At 71.4% G+C, this 16,405-nt stretch carries 16 protein-coding genes; 8 read left to right on the top strand and 8 right to left on the bottom strand.

Annotated elements, in window-relative coordinates; genetic code table 11:
* Positions 1-27 precede the first annotated feature (27 nt).
* The gene (locus tag M3666_RS02320) at positions 28-585 is read left to right on the top strand and encodes a MarR family winged helix-turn-helix transcriptional regulator (protein WP_066651217.1); all 558 of its coding nucleotides are present in this window, start codon (positions 28-30) and stop codon (positions 583-585) included.
* A 48-nt stretch (positions 586-633) separates the two neighbouring features.
* Positions 634-1,251: a TetR/AcrR family transcriptional regulator gene (locus M3666_RS02315; protein ID WP_066651220.1), complete on the top strand. Its 618-nt coding sequence runs from the start codon at positions 634-636 to the stop codon at positions 1,249-1,251.
* 102 nt (positions 1,252-1,353) lie between these two features.
* On the opposite strand, the gene M3666_RS02310 is transcribed toward M3666_RS02315, so the two are convergent.
* The 3 genes from M3666_RS02310 to M3666_RS02300 all read right to left on the bottom strand — a co-directional run bounded on the left by M3666_RS02310 (position 1,354) and on the right by M3666_RS02300 (position 5,440).
* The gene (locus M3666_RS02310; protein WP_251154381.1) at positions 1,354-3,057 is read right to left on the bottom strand and encodes a beta-N-acetylhexosaminidase; all 1,704 of its coding nucleotides are present in this window, start codon (positions 3,055-3,057) and stop codon (positions 1,354-1,356) included.
* A 43-nt stretch (positions 3,058-3,100) separates the two neighbouring features.
* A complete protein-coding gene (locus M3666_RS02305) occupies positions 3,101-4,423 on the bottom strand; it encodes a hypothetical protein (RefSeq protein ID WP_251154380.1) in 1,323 nt (440 codons plus the stop codon).
* Positions 4,424-4,534: 111 nt separating this feature from the next.
* A complete protein-coding gene (locus M3666_RS02300) occupies positions 4,535-5,440 on the bottom strand; it encodes an ROK family protein (protein ID WP_251154379.1) in 906 nt (301 codons plus the stop codon).
* Positions 5,441-5,656: 216 nt separating this feature from the next.
* Between M3666_RS02300 and M3666_RS02295 the strand changes: the two genes are divergently transcribed.
* The 4 genes from M3666_RS02295 (at position 5,657) to M3666_RS02280 (ending at position 10,154) form a co-directional block, all read left to right on the top strand.
* Complete coding sequence (locus tag M3666_RS02295; RefSeq protein ID WP_251154378.1) at positions 5,657-6,805, top strand: ROK family transcriptional regulator; 1,149 nt, start codon at positions 5,657-5,659, stop codon at positions 6,803-6,805.
* 34 nt (positions 6,806-6,839) lie between these two features.
* On the top strand, positions 6,840-8,168 hold the full coding sequence (locus M3666_RS02290) for a sugar ABC transporter substrate-binding protein (protein ID WP_251154377.1): 1,329 nt from the start codon (positions 6,840-6,842) through the stop codon (positions 8,166-8,168).
* Positions 8,169-8,247: 79 nt separating this feature from the next.
* Positions 8,248-9,231, top strand: a complete 984-nt coding sequence (locus M3666_RS16975; RefSeq protein WP_066651231.1) for a carbohydrate ABC transporter permease — start codon at positions 8,248-8,250, stop codon at positions 9,229-9,231.
* Positions 9,228-10,154, top strand: a complete 927-nt coding sequence (locus M3666_RS02280; protein WP_251154376.1) for a carbohydrate ABC transporter permease — start codon at positions 9,228-9,230, stop codon at positions 10,152-10,154. Before M3666_RS16975 ends, M3666_RS02280 begins: the two co-directional genes overlap by 4 nt.
* A 55-nt stretch (positions 10,155-10,209) precedes the next feature.
* On the opposite strand, the gene M3666_RS02275 is transcribed toward M3666_RS02280, so the two are convergent.
* The 3 genes from M3666_RS02275 to M3666_RS02265 all read right to left on the bottom strand — a co-directional run bounded on the left by M3666_RS02275 (position 10,210) and on the right by M3666_RS02265 (position 13,287).
* Entirely contained in the window at positions 10,210-11,202 is a 993-nt protein-coding gene (locus M3666_RS02275) for an alpha/beta hydrolase (RefSeq protein ID WP_251154375.1), read from the bottom strand.
* Positions 11,195-12,700: an MFS transporter gene (locus M3666_RS02270; RefSeq protein ID WP_308301812.1), complete on the bottom strand. Its 1,506-nt coding sequence runs from the start codon at positions 12,698-12,700 to the stop codon at positions 11,195-11,197. Before M3666_RS02270 ends, M3666_RS02275 begins: the two co-directional genes overlap by 8 nt.
* A gap of 167 nt (positions 12,701-12,867) precedes the next feature.
* Positions 12,868-13,287 (bottom strand): hypothetical protein, encoded by a 420-nt coding sequence (locus M3666_RS02265; RefSeq protein ID WP_251154374.1) that lies wholly within the window; start codon positions 13,285-13,287, stop codon positions 12,868-12,870.
* Positions 13,288-13,594: 307 nt separating this feature from the next.
* On the opposite strand from M3666_RS02265, the gene M3666_RS02260 reads away from it, so the two are divergent.
* Positions 13,595-14,146: a hypothetical protein gene (locus tag M3666_RS02260; protein WP_251154373.1), complete on the top strand. Its 552-nt coding sequence runs from the start codon at positions 13,595-13,597 to the stop codon at positions 14,144-14,146.
* 10 nt (positions 14,147-14,156) lie between these two features.
* On the top strand, positions 14,157-14,360 hold the full coding sequence (locus tag M3666_RS02255; RefSeq protein WP_251154372.1) for a hypothetical protein: 204 nt from the start codon (positions 14,157-14,159) through the stop codon (positions 14,358-14,360).
* A gap of 62 nt (positions 14,361-14,422) precedes the next feature.
* On the opposite strand, the gene M3666_RS02250 is transcribed toward M3666_RS02255, so the two are convergent.
* Positions 14,423-15,538 carry a Gfo/Idh/MocA family protein gene (locus M3666_RS02250; protein WP_251154371.1) on the bottom strand — a complete coding sequence of 372 codons (1,116 nt, stop codon included), beginning with the start codon at positions 15,536-15,538 and terminating at the stop codon, positions 14,423-14,425.
* Positions 15,535-16,335 (bottom strand): sugar phosphate isomerase/epimerase, encoded by an 801-nt coding sequence (locus M3666_RS02245; RefSeq protein WP_209684703.1) that lies wholly within the window; start codon positions 16,333-16,335, stop codon positions 15,535-15,537. The genes M3666_RS02250 and M3666_RS02245 overlap by 4 nt, the downstream gene beginning before the upstream one ends.
* Positions 16,336-16,405 lie beyond the last annotated feature (70 nt).

Here is a 16,405-nt window from a genome sequence, read left to right as displayed (position 1 = left end):
CGCCCGACAGAGAGACCCCACCAGCCGATGCCCCTGACCGTCGTCCGCCGTGAGCACGTCCACCTCTACGCCAGGGAGCCGCGGTCGAAGGCCGCGAAGGTCGCCGTCGACGCGCTCCTGCGTCTGCAGCACGTCGAGGAGCAGCAGCTGGAGCAGGCCCGCACCGAGAGCGGCCTGACGAAGAACGAGTTCCTGACGGTGCGGTACATGCTGCAGGCGCACCGGGACGGTCGGGCGATGGGCCCGAAGGACCTCGCCGTCATGCTCAACGTCTCGAACGCGTCGGTCACGAAGATCGTCGACGGGCTCGCGGCGAAGGGCGACATCGTCCGCGTCCCGCACCCCACCGACCGACGGGCGCAGGTGCTCGAGCCGACGGTGCAGGCCGCCGAGAAGATCGACTCGTCGTACGCCCGGTTCCACGAGGCCGTGGTCGGCGTGATGGACCACCTGTCGAGCGAGGACAACGAGGTCCTCGCGCGCTGCCTGTCGCAGATCACCGACGCCCTCGCCGTCGGGACCCCGACACCCGTCGACGAGTACACGGTCGACCCCGACGGCGCTGCGGAGCCGAACGACTCCTAGCGGCGACCGCAGGGTGGCGCGAAAACCTTCCAGCGGTAAGTTGGGGGGATGACGCACGAGGTCGACGACGACGGCGCGACCCCGCCCCGACGCGGCGGGTACCGCAAGGGCGCCGAACGCCGTGCGCAGATCCTCGACGAGATGATCCGCATGGTCGCGGCGCAGGGCGTCGACGCGTCGTCGCTCCGCTCGGTCGCCGACGCGCTCGGGATCACCCACGCGGCGCTCCGGCACTACTTCCCGAGCCGCGACGAACTGCTGCTCGCCGTCTACCGCGAGCACGAGGTGCGTGAGCAGGACGCCCCGGACCGCCTGCGGTCCGCGATCGGCGACATGCGCGAGAGCGCGTCGCGGAACCGCGCGGTCCCCGGGCTCGTGCAGCTCTACACGACGCTCGCGGCCGACGCCGTGCAGGAGGGGCACCCCGCCACGCGCGACTTCATGCGCGAGCGCTTCACCCGGCTCCGCGCCGACCTCGCCGAGCTGATCGCCGCGGACCAGGCCGCCGGACGGATCCGGGCCGACCTGGACCCGGTCGACCTGGCCAGCCTCGGCATCGCCGCGTCCGACGGCCTGCAGGTGCAGTGGCTGCTCGACCCGGAGGCGGTCGACGGCGAGCGGGTGCTCCGCCTGCTCGAGTCGATCATCCCCGCCGCGGACGACTGAGGCGGCTCCGCGCGGCCGGACCCGTCGCCGGTGCGCCACCAGCGACGGACGGGAGGCGCGTGGCGGTGCCGCCACGCGCCTCCCGTCCGTCGGTCGCCCCGTTCAGGACGCCGGCGCACCGTCCGCGATGTTCGCCGTGATCGCGTCGACGTACGCCGCGCGTTCCTCGCGGCTGTGGGGGCGACCCGGCACACCGGGCCGTTCCTCCCACGGGCGCGGGCCGGACTCGTGCCGGTACGCGACGCCGAGCGCGTCGAGCCGGGCGAGGTGGTGCGTCAACCGCTGCCGGAACTCCTCGACGTCGCGAGGGCGGGCGACGTCCGCCGACCAGAGCGCCTCGGACAGGGCGACCACGCGCGGGAACAGCTGGTAGTCGAGGCGGCCGACGGTGTCGACGTGCTCGGTCCACATGTTCGCCTGCCCGCCGATGACGTGTGCCCGCTCCGCCTCGGTGAGCTCCGCGGGCACCGGGTCGAAGGCGTACACGTCGTCGACGGTGAGCACGATCGACACCGGGATCGGCTCGTTCGGCAGGTCGCTCTGCCGGTAGTCGAGGTAGACCTGGTCGTCCGGTGTCGAGATGACGTCGTGCCCACGCCGTGCGGCGGTGATCGCTCCCTGCAACCCGCGCCACGAGACGACGGTCGCCGACGGGGACAGCGTGCCGCCCTCGAGGATCTCGTCCCACCCGAACGCCCGGCGTCCGTGCGACTCGAGGTGCGCCGCGAGCTGTCCGACGATCCAGGCCTGCAGCTGCTCCTCGTCCGCGAGGCCGAGCTCCCGGATGCGCTCCTGGGTGCGGGGATCGTCCTCCCACTGGTCCTTCGGGCACTCGTCGCCGCCGAGGCCGATGTACTCGGAGGGGAAGAGCGCGACGACCTCGTCGAGCACGTCCGTGAAGAACCGCACCGTGCTGTCCTCGGCGTTCATCACGTCGTGCGCGATGCCCCACTCGGTCCACACGTCGAGCTGCCGCTCCGGGTGCACGCCGAGCTCCGGGTACGCGGCCAGCGCGGCGCGGACGTGTCCGGGGGTCTCGATCTCCGGCACGACCGTGACGAACCGGTCGGCCGCGTAGGCCACGATCTCGCGGATGTCGTCCTGGGTGTAGGAGCCGCCGTGCGGGCGTCCGTCCTTCCCCGCGACCCGGAGGGTGCCGTCCGCGTCCGGCACGTGTGCGCCGACCTGCGACTCGGTGCGCCACGACCCGACCTCGGTGAGCCGCGGGTACTTCGTGATCTCGATGCGCCAACCCTGGTCCTCGGTCAGGTGGAAGTGCAGGCGGTTGAGCCGGTGCACGGCGAGCTGGTCGACGAGGCGCAGGACCTCGGCCTTCGTGCGGAAGTGCCGGGCGACGTCGAGCATCACGCCGCGCCAGGCGAAGGCCGGGGCGTCCTCGACGACCGTCACCGGGAGCGTCCACCCCTCGGTGCGCACCTGGCCGCGGCGGTACACGTCGGCGGGGAGCAGCTGGAGCAGTGCCTGGACGCCGTAGAAGACGCCGGCAGGGCCACCGCCGGTGACGACGACGCCCTCGGCGGTGACCTCCAGCCGGAAGGCCTCCGAGCGGTCACCGCCGGGGCCCTCCGGCAGGTCGCTCGGGTCGGCGGCGACCCGGAGGGCGACCAGGGGGACGTCGGTCGCGCCGGCGGCGCCGAACAGGGGGAGACGGGTGGAGGCGCGCAGGACCTGCTGCAGGTACTGCGCGACCGGCTCGGCCGCGGGGTCGGCGGTGACGCGGGTCCGCTCGTCGAGGGTGAACGAGCCGGCGCCGTCGACGCGGGAGCGGGGGCGGGGGATGAGCATGCGGTGCTGTCCTTCCGGGGTGGTCGGGGACGGATCGGGATGGTCAGAGGCGGAACGGGTTCGTGCGGGTGACGGCGAGCAGGTACCAGGCCGTCGCACCGGTGTGCAGGCTCGAGTGGTAGAGGTCGCCGAACCCGGTGTCGAGTCCGTCGGACGACGCCGAGACGATGCCCTTCCCGTCGCCGTTCGCCTGCGTGCGCTGCGCGAGCTGGACGCTGTCGAGGACCGAGGCGGACCGGGTGCGGTCCGTTCGCGTGCCCCGCGCCTCCAGGGCGAGCGCCAGCTGACCGGACCCCTCGAACCAGACCTTGCTGACGTCCGTGTCCGAGAAGGACGGGCCGGTGTACGGACCGTCGTGGGCGATGAGGTGGTCGAGCACCCAGGTGACCGATGCGGAGTACCGGCGATCGAGCGTGGCGAGGTACGCCCAGACCTGCACGTCCTCGGGGATCGGCGTGCGGTTGATCGTCGTGCCGTCCGGGTCGGTGCCGGTCCAGAGGTGCCCGTCGGTCCGGTCCTGCATCGCGCGGACGAAGGTCTCCGCCAGGGTCGCTCGTCGGGACCAGGTGCGGTCGCCGGTGAGCCGGGCGAGCTGGGTGAAGAACGCCGTCACGTCGATGTTGTGCTCGGTCGACTTGTAGGTGATCGGCTGGTCGTCGGCGTTCCGTCCGCCCGTGTACCCGGCGGGCTGCCGTACGTCGTCGCGGGCGTTCGTCTCGATCCAGGCGCCGAGCCGGAGCGCCCCGTCGAGGAACCGACGTTCCCGGGTGACCACGAACAAGCGGCAGAACGCCATGCCGACCCACGACTGGTTCCCCGTGTAGGCGGCGGGGGAACCGATGTCGATCGGACGCGGGGGCGTCGCGACGGGGAAGGTGTCGGGTTGGTACGAGGCCCGGGTCCGACCGTCGCCGATCGGGTCCGCAGCCTGCAGCGCCAGCAGGGTGTCCCCGAGCACCGTGGCCCGCTGGACGTCGCGGTGCCGGCCCCGGCCGAGCCAGGCCAGCACCATGAGGGCATCGTCGTAGGCGAACGACGACACGAACTCGGTGGGCAGCGACGCGAAGTACCCACCGAAGTAGCTGCGGGGGAGGCGGAGCTCCGTGCCGGAGCCGTACTCGTCCATGCGGAGGTCGAGGTACTCGTAGGCGAGGTCGCGGGAACGGCCGCGCGACACCGGACCGGCCGGGGGTCGAGCACCCCCGCGCAGTACGGCCGGCGGCGTCGCGGCGGCGATGCCCGGGGCGCCGAGCGTGACCGCGGCGGACGCGACGGTCGCCGCGGCGCCGAGCACGATCCCTCGGCGCGTCAGCGTGCCGCTCGCTCGGGGGCTGTCGTGGTCGGAGGGACGGGATGTTCCGGTCATGGCGTGCTCACTTCCGCTGCGTCGGGACGCGATCGGTGGGTTCGAGGCTTCGGTGGTGCGGGCGGCCGGTCGACCGCGGTCAGGCGGTCGAGACGGCTGGCTCGACCGCGGTCAGGCGGTCGAGACGGCCGGCGCGGGTGCGAGGAACGCGGCCCCGAGTGCGGCGAGCGGACGGTCGACGGGGGCGATGTGGACCCTGGACGACAGGTCGAGCGAGGCGGCGAAGGGGGACGTGCGCGCGGCGCCGTCGAAGCCGGCGCGCACGAGGGCGAGCAGGCGTTCGCCGAGGGTGGCGAGCCCACCGCCGATGACGACCGACTCGACGTCGGCCGTGACGACGAGGATGCGCACGGCCGATGCGAGGCCCGAGACGAAGCGGTCGCGGACGGCGACGGCAGCGGGATCACCCGCGTCGGCCGAGTCGAACAGGGCCGTCGCTGCGGAGCTGCCGTGGCCCGGCCACGCGACTGCCAGGGCGGACCCCGATGCGAGGGTCTCGAGGCAGCCGCGCTGACCGCACACGCAGGGCTGCCCGTCCGCCACGACCGGGATGTGCCCGACCTCGCCGGCGTTGCCCCGTGCTCCGCGCCACAGGCGCCGGTCGACGACGAGTCCGGCGGCGAGTCCCGTCCCGATGTTCAGGTACGCGTGCGGCCCGTCGAGCTGCATCGCCTGCGCGGCACCGAGCGCGGCGACGTTCACGTCGTTCTCGACCTGGACCGCCGCGCCCGTCGCAGCGGCCACCAGCGGACCGAGTGCGACCTCCGAGAGCCCGAGGTTGACAGCGTGTCGCACCCAGCCGGTCTCGTGGTCGACCAGACCGGGGACACCGATGCCGATCGTGTCCGCGGTCGAGCGCGTCCGGACCTCGAGCGATCGGACGACGGCGAGCGTCTCGGCCACCACCGCGTCGGGCCCGAAGCCGGTCGGGACCCGGACCCGATCGACCACGTCGCCCGCCGGTGAGACGGCGACGGCGTCGATCTTCGTCCCGCCGATGTCGAGGCCGATCCTCATGGTGCTCCCGTCCAGGGGGTGCGCGGCCTCGTCAGCGAGGACGCGGCGTCAAGGCTGCGCATGCGGGTTAGTAAACACGCCTAACTCGACGCTGGCAAGAGCGTGTCGAGCAGTGTTTCCGCGAGATCACGGGGCTGTTACGGCTCCAGATCGGTGCTTGACATCGGATTAGGAACGGTCCTTTACTAAGGCAACCACTCGGAGGGAGGAACCCCATTGGCGAACGACACGGATGCTCCGGCACCCTTCGCGGCGCAGGTACGGCGTCAACGGAGCAAGGCCCTGCCGCAGCACAGCCGGGCGCTCAACCGCTCCCTGATCCTGCAGACGCTCTTCACCGACGGCGCGATGAGCCGAGCGGACCTCTCCCGGCACTCGGGGCTCACCCGGCCGACCGTCTCCGGTCTGGTCGCCGAACTCGAGGCCGATGCCCTCGTCACCGAACTCGGGCCCCGCGAGGACCTGCGCGTCGGGAAGCCCGCGACCCTGATCAACCTGAACGTCGACGCCTTCCACATCGTCGTCGTGGACCTCTCCGTCCCCGACCACTTCGTCGGGGCGGTCACGAACCTGCGTGGCGACGTCGTCGACAGCGCGAAGATCGAGGTCGACGGTGCCGTCGGAGACCAGGCCCTCAACCGCATCATCCGACTCGTCGAGCGCCTGGCGGCGACGACGTCGCGTCGCCTGCTCGGGATCGCCGTCGGGTGCCCCGGCGTCATCGACGAGACGGGCACGGTCCTCGACTCGGTCGCACTCGGGGGCGGCTTGCCCCTGCAGCGGCAGCTCGCCGAGCACTTCCGGCTCCCGGTGCACGTCCTCAACGACGCGAACGTCGCGGCGCTCGGCGTCCACGCCTTCGAGGTCGACCCGACCCGGGACGTGCTCGTCGTCGCGCTCGAGCACGGCGTGGGGACGGGGATGGTGCTCGGCGGACGACTCGTGCTCGGCGAGCGCTACGCGGCAGGTGAGATCGGCCACCTGACGATCGACGAGGACGGCGAGCCGTGCCCCTGCGGGCGCCGTGGGTGCCTCGAGGTGATCATCGGGGCCGACCACCTGGCTCGGCGGCTCGACGCTGCCCCCGTCGCCGACCGTGCCGGCCTCCTCCGGTCTGCGGGGGACACCCTCGGCCGGGTGCTCGCTCCGATCGTCAGTGCCGTGAACATCACCGAGATCGTCGTCACCGGGCCCGCCGACCTCGTCGAGGGCCCCCTCGTGCAAGCCGTGCACGACACCGTCTCGGCCCGCACGCTCGCGAGCGTGGGTGACGACCTCGCCGTGACGGCCACGTCCACCAACAGCGACCTGATCCTCCGGGGCGGGGCAGCGTTCCTGCTCGCCGCGGAGCTCGGGGTCAGCTGATCCGACACAGCAGAACGACCACCAAGGAGAAGCAATGCGTACGAAGAAGTTCGCGGCAGCAGCTGCCGTGGCCCTGACCGTCGCCCTCGGGGTGACCGCGTGCTCCAGCGCCGGCAACACCGGTGCTGGTGGCAGCGGTGGCACCAAGGAGATCGGGGACGTCAAGGGGGACGGCAAGACGCTGACCGTGTGGGCGATGACCGGGGACTACTCCGACAAGACCATCGCCGCGATCAACGACCAGTTCGAGAAGGAGACCGGCGCGAAGGTCAAGGTGCAGATCCAGCAGTGGGACGGCATCACGACCAAGGTCTCGACCGCGCTGGCCACGAACACGCCGCCGGACGTCCTCGACCTCGGCAACACGCAGGTCGCGAGCTACGCCGCGAACGGCGCGTTGCTGGACCTCACCCCGTACGAGTCGGACCTGGCACAGGGGCAGACCTGGCTCGACGGCCTGTCCGACCCGGCCACGGTGGAGGGCTCGCTCTACGGCGTCCCCGGTTTCGCCGGCGCCCGATCGGTCATCTACAACAAGCAGATGTGGAAGGACGCCGGCATCACGGAGGTCCCGACCACCTACGAGGAACTGACGGCCGACCTCGACAAGGTCAAGGCAGCGAACACCGCGAAGGACTTCTCCGCCTTCTACATGCCCGGTCAGTACTGGTACGCCGGGATGCAGTTCGTCTGGGACGCGGGCGGTGACATCGCGACCGAGGACGGCGGGACGTGGAAGGCCGGGTTCGGCGACGCGAAGGCGCAGCAGGGCCTCGAGGACTTCCGGGCGTTCGCGAACGCGTACTCGACGAAGGCCTCGGCCACCCTCAACACCGACAGCCCGGACATGAACCAGGTCTTCGCGGACGGCAAGACATCGGCCATCCTCAGCACCAGCGGCACGCTCGGCCTCATCGAGCAGGCGAACCCGGAGATGACGGCGGACACGATGGGCACCTTCCCGTTCCCGGGGAAGTCCGGGAAGACACAGCCGGTCATGCTCGGTGGATCGGACTGGGGCATCGCAGCGAAGTCCGGCAACACCGACCTGGCGCTCAAGTGGGTCGAGATCGCGTCGAGCCCGGACGTCCAGAGCAAGTACGTCTACGGCGACAACGGCTGGATCCCGAACAGCACCGAGGGCATCAAGGCCGCCGACTCCAGCCTGAGCGCGATCAACAAGGCCTTCTTCACCGCCGCGTTGAACTCGAAGGCGACCCCGGCCAACGCCCGGTGGGCCGACCTCGAGGGTGACCAGAGCATCAACACCCTGTTCTCGAGCATCGTCTCCGGTTCGAAGACGCCGGAGGAAGCCGCGGCGACCTTCGACAAGGCCGCCGACGACGTCCTGAACAAGCAGTAGGACGACCCACCAGGACGGTGCGGGTGCCGTCGTCACGCGACGGCTCCCGCACCGCCCGCCCCGACCGGAAAGGCCAGACGTGACCGTCTCAGCCACCCGCCCGAGCACGGAGCGCCGTAGCCGCCCCGACCGCTCGCCCGGGGATCGTCCCGGCGGCGCTCCGCAGCGCCGGGCAACCCGCTCGTTCGCCCCCCTCTGGCTCCTGACCCCAGCAGGGCTCGTGCTCGTCTTCGTGACGGTCGCCCCCATCGTCTTCCTGGTCTTCACGTCGTTCACCGACTACGACCAGCGCTCGCTCTTCACCGGTGCGTACGACGCCGTCGGGCTGGCGCAGTACGGGCAGATCCTCTCCGACCCGGCCTTCTGGGCATCGCTCGTCCGCACCGTGCTGTTCACGGCGGCGATGGTCCTCGGGAGCATCCTGATCGGCGCGGGCGTCTCGCACCTGATGACCCGGCTGGGCGTGGTGCTCCGCTACGCCGTCACGATCGTCCTGATCTGTGCGTGGGGCATGCCGAACGTGGCGTCCTCGCTCGTGTGGAACTGGCTCTTCCAGCCGGGCTACGGGGTCGTGAACTGGGCGCTCACGCAGCTCCGGGTCTTCGGCGACATGACCGACACCGACTGGGGCAACAGCGCCGGCCTGGCGTACACGTCCATCTGGATGCTCGTCGTCTGGCAGGCGGTGCCCTTCATCGCGCTCACCCTGTACGCCGCCGAGACGCAGATCCCGATCGAGGTGAAGGAGGCCGTCCGGCTCGACGGCGGCTCCGAGTGGACGGTGTACCGCGTCGTCACGATCGAGTACCTCCGACCGACCCTGCTCCTCGTCACGATGCTCTCGATCATCTGGGACTTCAACGTCTTCAACCAGATCTGGCTCGTCTCGCAGGGCGGTCCGGACGGTGCGACGTCCACCCTCGGTGTCTTCACCTACGTCACCGCGTTCGTCGGGCACGACATCGGGACCGGTTCGGCGGTCGCCGTGATCGCGGCGCTGATCCTCATGGCGCTCAGTGCCCTCTACATCCGGAACCTCGTCCGATCGGGAGAAGAGCTGTGACCACCGCGATGCCGACGGGCGTCCCCGTCCGAGCCGACGTCCCCGCAGCCGTCCCCACCCCCGAGGGCGTCGCCGCGACGAGACGCATCCGCCGTCGCCGGCGCCCCGTGCGCTGGATCAGCAGCTCCATCGCGATCGTGTTCTGCGTCGTCTGGATCTTCCCGGTCTACTGGATGATCAACACGGCCTTCAAGCCCCGCTCCGAGGCCCTGACCAGCACCCCGCTCTTCGCTCCGGCTCACCCCACGCTCGACAACTTCGTGACGGCCTTCACCCGAGCGGACTTCCTGGTCTACCTGGGCAACTCGACCATCGTCGTGGCAGGGGCCGTCGTGCTCTCGCTGGCCCTGGGCATCCTGGCGTCGGCGGCACTCTCGCGGTTCCGGTTCCGTGGCCGTCGCACGATCCTCGTCACGATCCTGCTCGTCCAGATGCTGCCGGGGACCGCACTGCTCATCCCACAGTTCCTCATCTTCAACCAGGTCGGCCTCACCGGTACCTACGCGGGGCTGATCCTGGCCTACGTGGCTGCGGTGCTGCCGTTCTCGATCTGGGTCATGCGCGGCTTCTTCCTCGCGATCCCGATGGAGGTCGAGGAGGCAGCGCGCATCGACGGTGCCAGTACGTGGCAGGTCCTGACGAAGGTGCTCTTCCCCCTGGTGATGCCGGGCATGATCGCGACGAGCGTCTTCGCGTTCATCGCCGCGTGGAACGACTACATCGTCGCGTACACGTTCATGCAGGACCAGGCGCACTACACGCTGCCCGTGTGGCTCGCGTCGTTCACCACCCAGACGACCGGCACCGACTTCACCGGTCAGATGGCCGCGTCCGTGCTGTTCTCGCTGCCGGTCGTGGTGTTCTTCATGATCATCCAGCGCAACCTGGTCTCGGGGATGTCGGCGGGAGCGGTGAAGGGCTGACTCGACGGACGGGAGGCACGGTGCGGGCCCGCACCGTGCCTCCCGTCCGTGCGCGTCAGGTGCGCGGCGCCGGGTCGGGTTCCCCGAGCAGCCGGGTCGTCCAGTCGGCGAGGGCCGCGACCGCGGACCGCGAGACCGCCGCTCCCGGCACCATGCTCGTGAAGCCGTGGAACGCGCCCGGCCACACGTGCAGCTCGGCGTCGACCCCGGCGGCCCACAGCGCGCTCGCGAACGCCACGGTCTCGTCGCGGAAGACCTCGGCGCTGCCGCAGTCGACGTAGGTGCGGGGGAGTCCGGACAGGTCCTCGGCGCGCGCCGGTGCCGCGTACGGGGAGACGTCGTCGGTGCCCCGGCGCTCGCCGAGGTACGCGCCCCAGCTGAAGTGCATCGCCTGGCGGTCGGCCACGCCGACGCCGTCGATCTGCCGGGTCGACACGGAGGCGTCGCGGTCGTCGAGCATCGGGGAGACCAGGACCTGCGCGAGGACCTCGGGGCCGCTGCGGTCCCGGGCCAGCAGGACGGTCCCCGCGGCGAGGCCCCCGCCGGCGCTCTGGCCGGCGACGACGATGCGCGCCGGGTCGATGCCGAGCTCGTCGGCGTGCTCCGCGACCCAGACGAGTCCGGCGTAGCAGTCCTCGACCGGGGTCGGGTCGGGGTGCTCCGGAGCGAGACGGTAGTCCACGCTGACCAGCACGACGTCGTGGTCGAGCAGCCAGTCGTCGTACGAGTCGAGGTTGCCGAGGTGGTGGCCCATCACCATGCCCCCGCCGTGGATCGTGTAGACGCCCGTGGTCGGGCCGGTCCGGCCGGCACGCTGGATGACCGCGAGGTCGATCGGGTCACCGCCGTGTCCGGGGACGGTGATGCGCCGCCGCTCGAGCCCGCGGGCGCGCAGGCGGTCGTCGAGCTCCTGCTCGGTGATCTCGAGCGCACGCATCCGGGGCAGGGCCGCGGCGTCGATGGTGAACGGTCCACGGGCCTCGAGCGCGGTGAGGAAGACGGCGAGCTCGGGGTCGAAGTGCGGTCGGGGCGAGGTGGTGTCAGGCACGGGAGGGCTCCTGGTGGTGGTCGGCGGAAGTGGACGAGGAAGAGGAAGAGGACGGCATCGGCGGGGTCGGGGTCGGTTCCGGCGTGCCGACGGCGCGTCGCGCGCGGAGCACCCCGACGGCGACGAGCAGCGCCGCGATCACGGTGATCACGGCCCCGGCGACCTGCAGCGCACCGACGACGGCGGCAGCGTGCGCTGCCGTGGTCCGGGCGACGGTCACGCTGCCGGGGACGAGCGCGGCGAGCACCGTCCCGGTCGCAGCGATCCCCACCGCCGTGGCGAGTTCGCTCGCGGTGTCGACGAGTGCCGCCCCGATCGACGTGCGGTCCGTCGGGAGCCCGGACAGGACGCTGGCCCCGGCGACCGCTCCGACCACACGCATCCCGGCCGCGACGAGCACGAGGGCGACCGCGACCGCCGGGTACCCGGTGCGCCCGGACAGGGTGAACACGGCGAGCCCGACGACGACGGCCGTGGCGCTCGTCCACGCGGCCCGATCGAGCCCGACCCGCCGGACGACGGGCCCGACGAAGCGGCCGCTCGCGAGGAGCACCACGACCTGGGGCAGGGTGCCGAGCGCGGCGAGGGCCGGCGGCCACCCCCACGCAGCCTGCAGCTGCAGGGTCACCGCGTAGGACAGCCCGGCGGTGGCGAGCCCGGCGGCGGCCTTGTACGCCAGACCGCTCGCGACGAGGGGCCGTGCCACCAGGGTGAGGTCGAGCAGCGGGTGCGGGGCCGTCCGCTCCCGCACGACGAAGCCCGCGACGGCGGCGACGGTGGCGGTCGCCGCGGCCCAGGTCGGCCAGCCGGTGGTGGACACGGCGAGCGTCGGGGTCACCAGGACGCCGACGACGGCGGCCGTGCCGAGCACGGCGCCGACGAGGTCGAGCGGGTGCCGGTGCAGGTCCGCCGGCCGATCGGCCCCGATCCCGGAGCGGATGCCGACGAGCGCGACGAGGGCGATCGGCACGTTCGCCACCAGGAGCACCTGCCACGGCGCCACCGTGAGCACGAAGCCGCCGACCGTCGGGCCGACCGCCAGCCCGACGAGCCCGGCGGTCGACACCACGGTCAGCGCCCGGACGCGCAGGTCGTCGGCGGAGAAGAGCCGGAAGGTCAGGGCCATCGAGCCGGGCGTGGTCATCGCGGCGGCGAGGCCCGTGAGGACCCGGACGACGACGAGCTGCTCCACGCTGGTCACCAGGACGGTCGCGGCGCTCGCCGCGGCGAGCAGCACCAGCCCGACGAGCATCGTGCGGCGGCGGCCGAACCGGTCGGCGACCGCCCCGAACAGGAGCATGAGCCCGCCGAATGCGACCGAGTACGCGCTCGAGACCCACTGGAGCGAGGCGGTGGACGCGGCGAGGTCCCGACCGATCGTCGGCAGGGCGACGGTGAGGACCGAGTTGTCGAGCATCTCGAAGAGGAACACGGCGGACAGCCCGGACAGGGCGATCCACGTGTCACGGAGACGGGCGGGTGGGGTGTGTGCAGACACGGGTGCACTCCTTCGATGAAGAAGTGGCGACTCCCGTGAGACGCGTGCACGCTCCCGGCCGGTGAGCGGCGCGGGATTTTTTCCCTCTGCGAGGAACAGTAGCCGATCAGCGGCACGTGCAGAAGAGCGGCTGGGGACCTGCCGGGCGGCTCAGTGCAACGAGTCGCTCACCCGTAGCCCTCGTCGTACAGCCGCCACCCGTCCTCGGTGTGGCGGAAGCAGAACTGCCACCCCCGCAGGGTCCCGGGGTCGGCGCCGCTCATGTTCGTCTCGGTGACGTCGACGGGGATGCACTCCTCGGCGCCCCCGCCTCGCTCGTCGGCCGGGATCCACTCGACGGCGCCGACGTTCCGGTGGACGAGCAGGTCCGGGTGCTCGTCGAACCAGGACGTCGGCTGCCGCTGCCCGCACCACGCGTGATCGGGTGACGACGGCGCGTGCGCAGCCGTGAGGGCTTCGGTCACCGCGCAGTCGTGGCCCTCGGCGGCGCGGAGGTAGACGCGGAGGACCTGCTCCGACGAGGCGCTCGCCGGAGGGAGGCGTCGCGCGGTCTCGACCCGCTGGACCACCGCAGCCGTCCCGGTCACCGCGAGCACGGCACCGACCGCGACGGCAGTGGCCGCGATCCGACGTCGCCGTGTCCAGCCACTCGTCGTACGCGTGTTGTCTCCTCTGTCGGCGATCGGATCCCGTCTCACGTGCGACTGTCGCACGCACCGCGTCCAGCGGCATCATCCCTCGAGACGAAGCCGGGTGGCCGAGCGACCGGCAGGCGGGGCGGCCTCCTTGCATGCAGCAGATATACCACTGTTCCACATTCGAGAGGTCCGGCACTACGGTCGACCCACCGGGATGTCCAGATCCTGGTGCACACCTCGAGAGATAGAGACGATCATGCAGAATTTCCGTACCCGATCGGCCGGTGTCGCGTTGGCTGGGGCACTCATCGCAGCCGGCCTCGTGAACGCTCCCGCTGCGAACGCAATTGCCCGTTCATCAACGGACGTGTCCCAGAGCATCGACGGCACGGCGCCGGATGCCGTCACGATGGAAACCGTTCATCGAGCCATCGAGGAAGCCCGGTCCGCAGGAGCGATCACTGCGGAGCACACCGCAGCTGACGGTACGACGACCGTCGTCATCGAGGGGGAAGGTGGGACGACGCTCGAACTGAACACCGGCGGCTCGGACGCCCGCTTGGGTACGGGGTCGGACCGCTACGGCATGTACGTCGCGTTCAACGCGTTCGATCAGAACCTCATCATCAGTGGCGCGCTGTCCGCGATCGCGTCCGGCATGTGCGCGCTCGGCCCCGCGGTGTGTGCCGTTGCGCAGGTGGCAGCGCTCCTCGCGAGCAATGCCATCGGCAGCGGTGGTGGCATCCGCTGCGGTACGAAGTCGCTACGCGTCTACCCGGTTTCGCACCACGCACCCCGATGTGCCTGAGTGCAGAGCTGTGCTGAAGATCCTGACGAACGTCTGGTTCGCAGTCGCCGTCGCGGTCGGCCTGCTGGTGGCCGGCTCTGCGTACTTCGCCAGCACGGTGGACACACCGGGTCAGTGGACGGGCGCGCTGGTCAACGCGGTCGCCGTCGGGGCGAGCGGGATGTACGTCGGGACGATGATCCGTCGTCGTCGCCGCCGGAACGCCAGGCGCTGAACGCGACGGACGGGAGGCGCGGTGCCAGCTGGCACCGCGCCTCCCGTCCGTCACGTGGCTGGCTAGGCGTTCGCGCCCTCCGCCAGCACCGCAGCAGCCGGGTCGAAGTCCTCCGGCAGCGGCTCCGGCTTCGTGATGCGCGAGGTGATCTCGACGGCCTGGCCGGAATCGGCGGCGTCCCGGATGCCGAGCATGACGTCGAGCGCGTGGGACGCGACGGCACCGGAGGCGCGCTCCGGGCGGCCCTCGGCGATCGCGCGTGCCATTTCGACGACGCCCGTGCCGCGACCCCAGGTCGAGCCCTTGTGCTCGAGGGTCGTCGGTTCGTCCTTGCCGAGCGTCCACAGCGTGCTGTCACCGTCGAAGACGTTCGGGTCCGGCAGCACGATCGTGCCCTCGGAGCCGTTGATCTCGACGAAGCCGTTGCGGGGCAGGGCGTGCTGGAACGACAGGGTCGTCTGGGCGGACTGCCCGTCGGCGAACGAGATGAGCGCGGCGTGGTGCGTGGGCACCTCGACCGCGAACTCGGTGCCGGCGCGGGGGCCGGAGCCGATCACGCGGGTCTCGCGGGACTTCGACGACACGGCCTGCACGCGCGAGGCCGAGCCGAACGCGTGGAGCAGGGTCGTCACGTAGTACGGGCCGATGTCGAACAGCGGACCGGCGCCCTCGGCGTAGAGGAACTCGGGGTCCGGGTGCCACTGGTCCGGGCCGGGCACGTGGAACATCGTCGTCGCGGTGAGCGGCGTGCCGATGTCACCGCGGGCGATGGCGCGGATCGCGGTCTGGATGCCGGCACCGAGCACGGTGTCGGGGGCGGTCGCGTACCGGACGCCGGCGGCCGATGCGGCGGCCAGGAGCGCCTGGGCGTCCTCGGCGGTGGTGGCGACCGGCTTCTCGCTCCAGGTGTGCTTGCCGGCGGCGATGATCTGCTGGCCGACCTTCGCGTGCTCGGCCGGGATCGTGATGTTGACGACGATCGAGATGTCGTCGCGGGCGAGGAGCTCCTCGACCGTGCCCGACGACGGCACGCCGTACTTCTCGGCCTGCGATGCCGCGCGCTCGAGGATGAGGTCGGCGACCATCAGGACCTCGACGTCGGCGAACTGCGTCAGGTTGGTCAGGTACTGGTCCGAGATGTTGCCGGCACCGATGATGCCGACTCCGACGCGGCTCACTTGTCGTTGCCCTTCAGCCACTCGAGCGACTCGGCGATGCCCTGGAAGACGTCGCCCGAGTACGCGTCGAACTCGACGACGCGGATGGCCTGCGGCGCGGCGGCGAGGATGCCCCGCACGTCGACGTCGCCCTGGCCGGCCGGGGTCTGGTTCTCGAAGGCGCGCTGCAGTGCCTCGGGCACGACGAGGGCGCTCTCGGACGAGGGCAGCGCGGTGAGGATGTCACCGTCGACCTTGCCGTCCTTGACGTGGATGGCGACGACGCGGTCGCCGAGCGACTGCAGGACGGCCGGGGCGTCGGCGCCGCCGACGGTCGCCCAGAAGGTGTCGACCTCGAGGACGGTCTCCGGCGAGAGCTGCGACACGAAGAGCTCGTAGACGGTCTTGCCGTCGACCTTGTTCGTGAACTCCCACTGGTGGTTGTGGTACCCGAACTTCAGGCCGCGCGCGGTGGCCTCGGCGGTGAGCTCGTTGACGCGCTCGGCGATCTTCGCGACGTCGTCGGCGGTCTGCCAGCGGTCGGTCGGGATGAACGGGTCGATGACGGTCTGGATGCCGAGGCGCTCCGCGGCGTCCCAGATCGGCGCGGTGTCCTCGGCGTCGATCACGGCGACATGGCCGGACGGAGCCTTCAGGCCCGTGGCGGCGAAGGCCTTCTCGAGGTCGGCGGCGCGCTCGACGAACGCGTACGGCTCGACGTTCTCGTAGCCGATCTCGCGCACCCGGGCGATGGCCTTGTCGAGGTCTTCGGCGATGGCGTCGCGCAGCGAGTACAGCTGCACAGAGGTGGTGGGCATGGCAGAGGGCTCCTTCGGTCCTGTCAGGTTGTCGGGGCCCGTCGAGGATCGATGCTCCCCGGCGAGATCG

This window comes from Curtobacterium sp. ODYSSEY 48 V2 (genome assembly GCF_023712625.1).
Classification (GTDB): domain Bacteria; phylum Actinomycetota; class Actinomycetes; order Actinomycetales; family Microbacteriaceae; genus Curtobacterium.
Note: the sequence above shows the minus strand (reverse complement) of the source record. Positions and strands in the feature narration are given on the sequence as shown.

Coding starts and splice junctions, on each gene's coding strand:
- M3666_RS02320 (WP_066651217.1), top strand. CDS start 28: ATGCCCCTGACCGTCGTCCGCCGTGAGCACGTCCACCTCTACGCCAGG.
- M3666_RS02260 (WP_251154373.1), top strand. CDS start 13,595: ATGCAGAATTTCCGTACCCGATCGGCCGGTGTCGCGTTGGCTGGGGCA.
- M3666_RS02310 (WP_251154381.1), bottom strand. CDS start 3,057: ATGCTCATCCCCCGCCCCCGCTCCCGCGTCGACGGCGCCGGCTCGTTC.
- M3666_RS02305 (WP_251154380.1), bottom strand. CDS start 4,423: ATGACCGGAACATCCCGTCCCTCCGACCACGACAGCCCCCGAGCGAGC.
- M3666_RS02315 (WP_066651220.1), top strand. CDS start 634: ATGACGCACGAGGTCGACGACGACGGCGCGACCCCGCCCCGACGCGGC.
- M3666_RS02300 (WP_251154379.1), bottom strand. CDS start 5,440: ATGAGGATCGGCCTCGACATCGGCGGGACGAAGATCGACGCCGTCGCC.
- M3666_RS02290 (WP_251154377.1), top strand. CDS start 6,840: ATGCGTACGAAGAAGTTCGCGGCAGCAGCTGCCGTGGCCCTGACCGTC.
- M3666_RS02245 (WP_209684703.1), bottom strand. CDS start 16,335: ATGCCCACCACCTCTGTGCAGCTGTACTCGCTGCGCGACGCCATCGCC.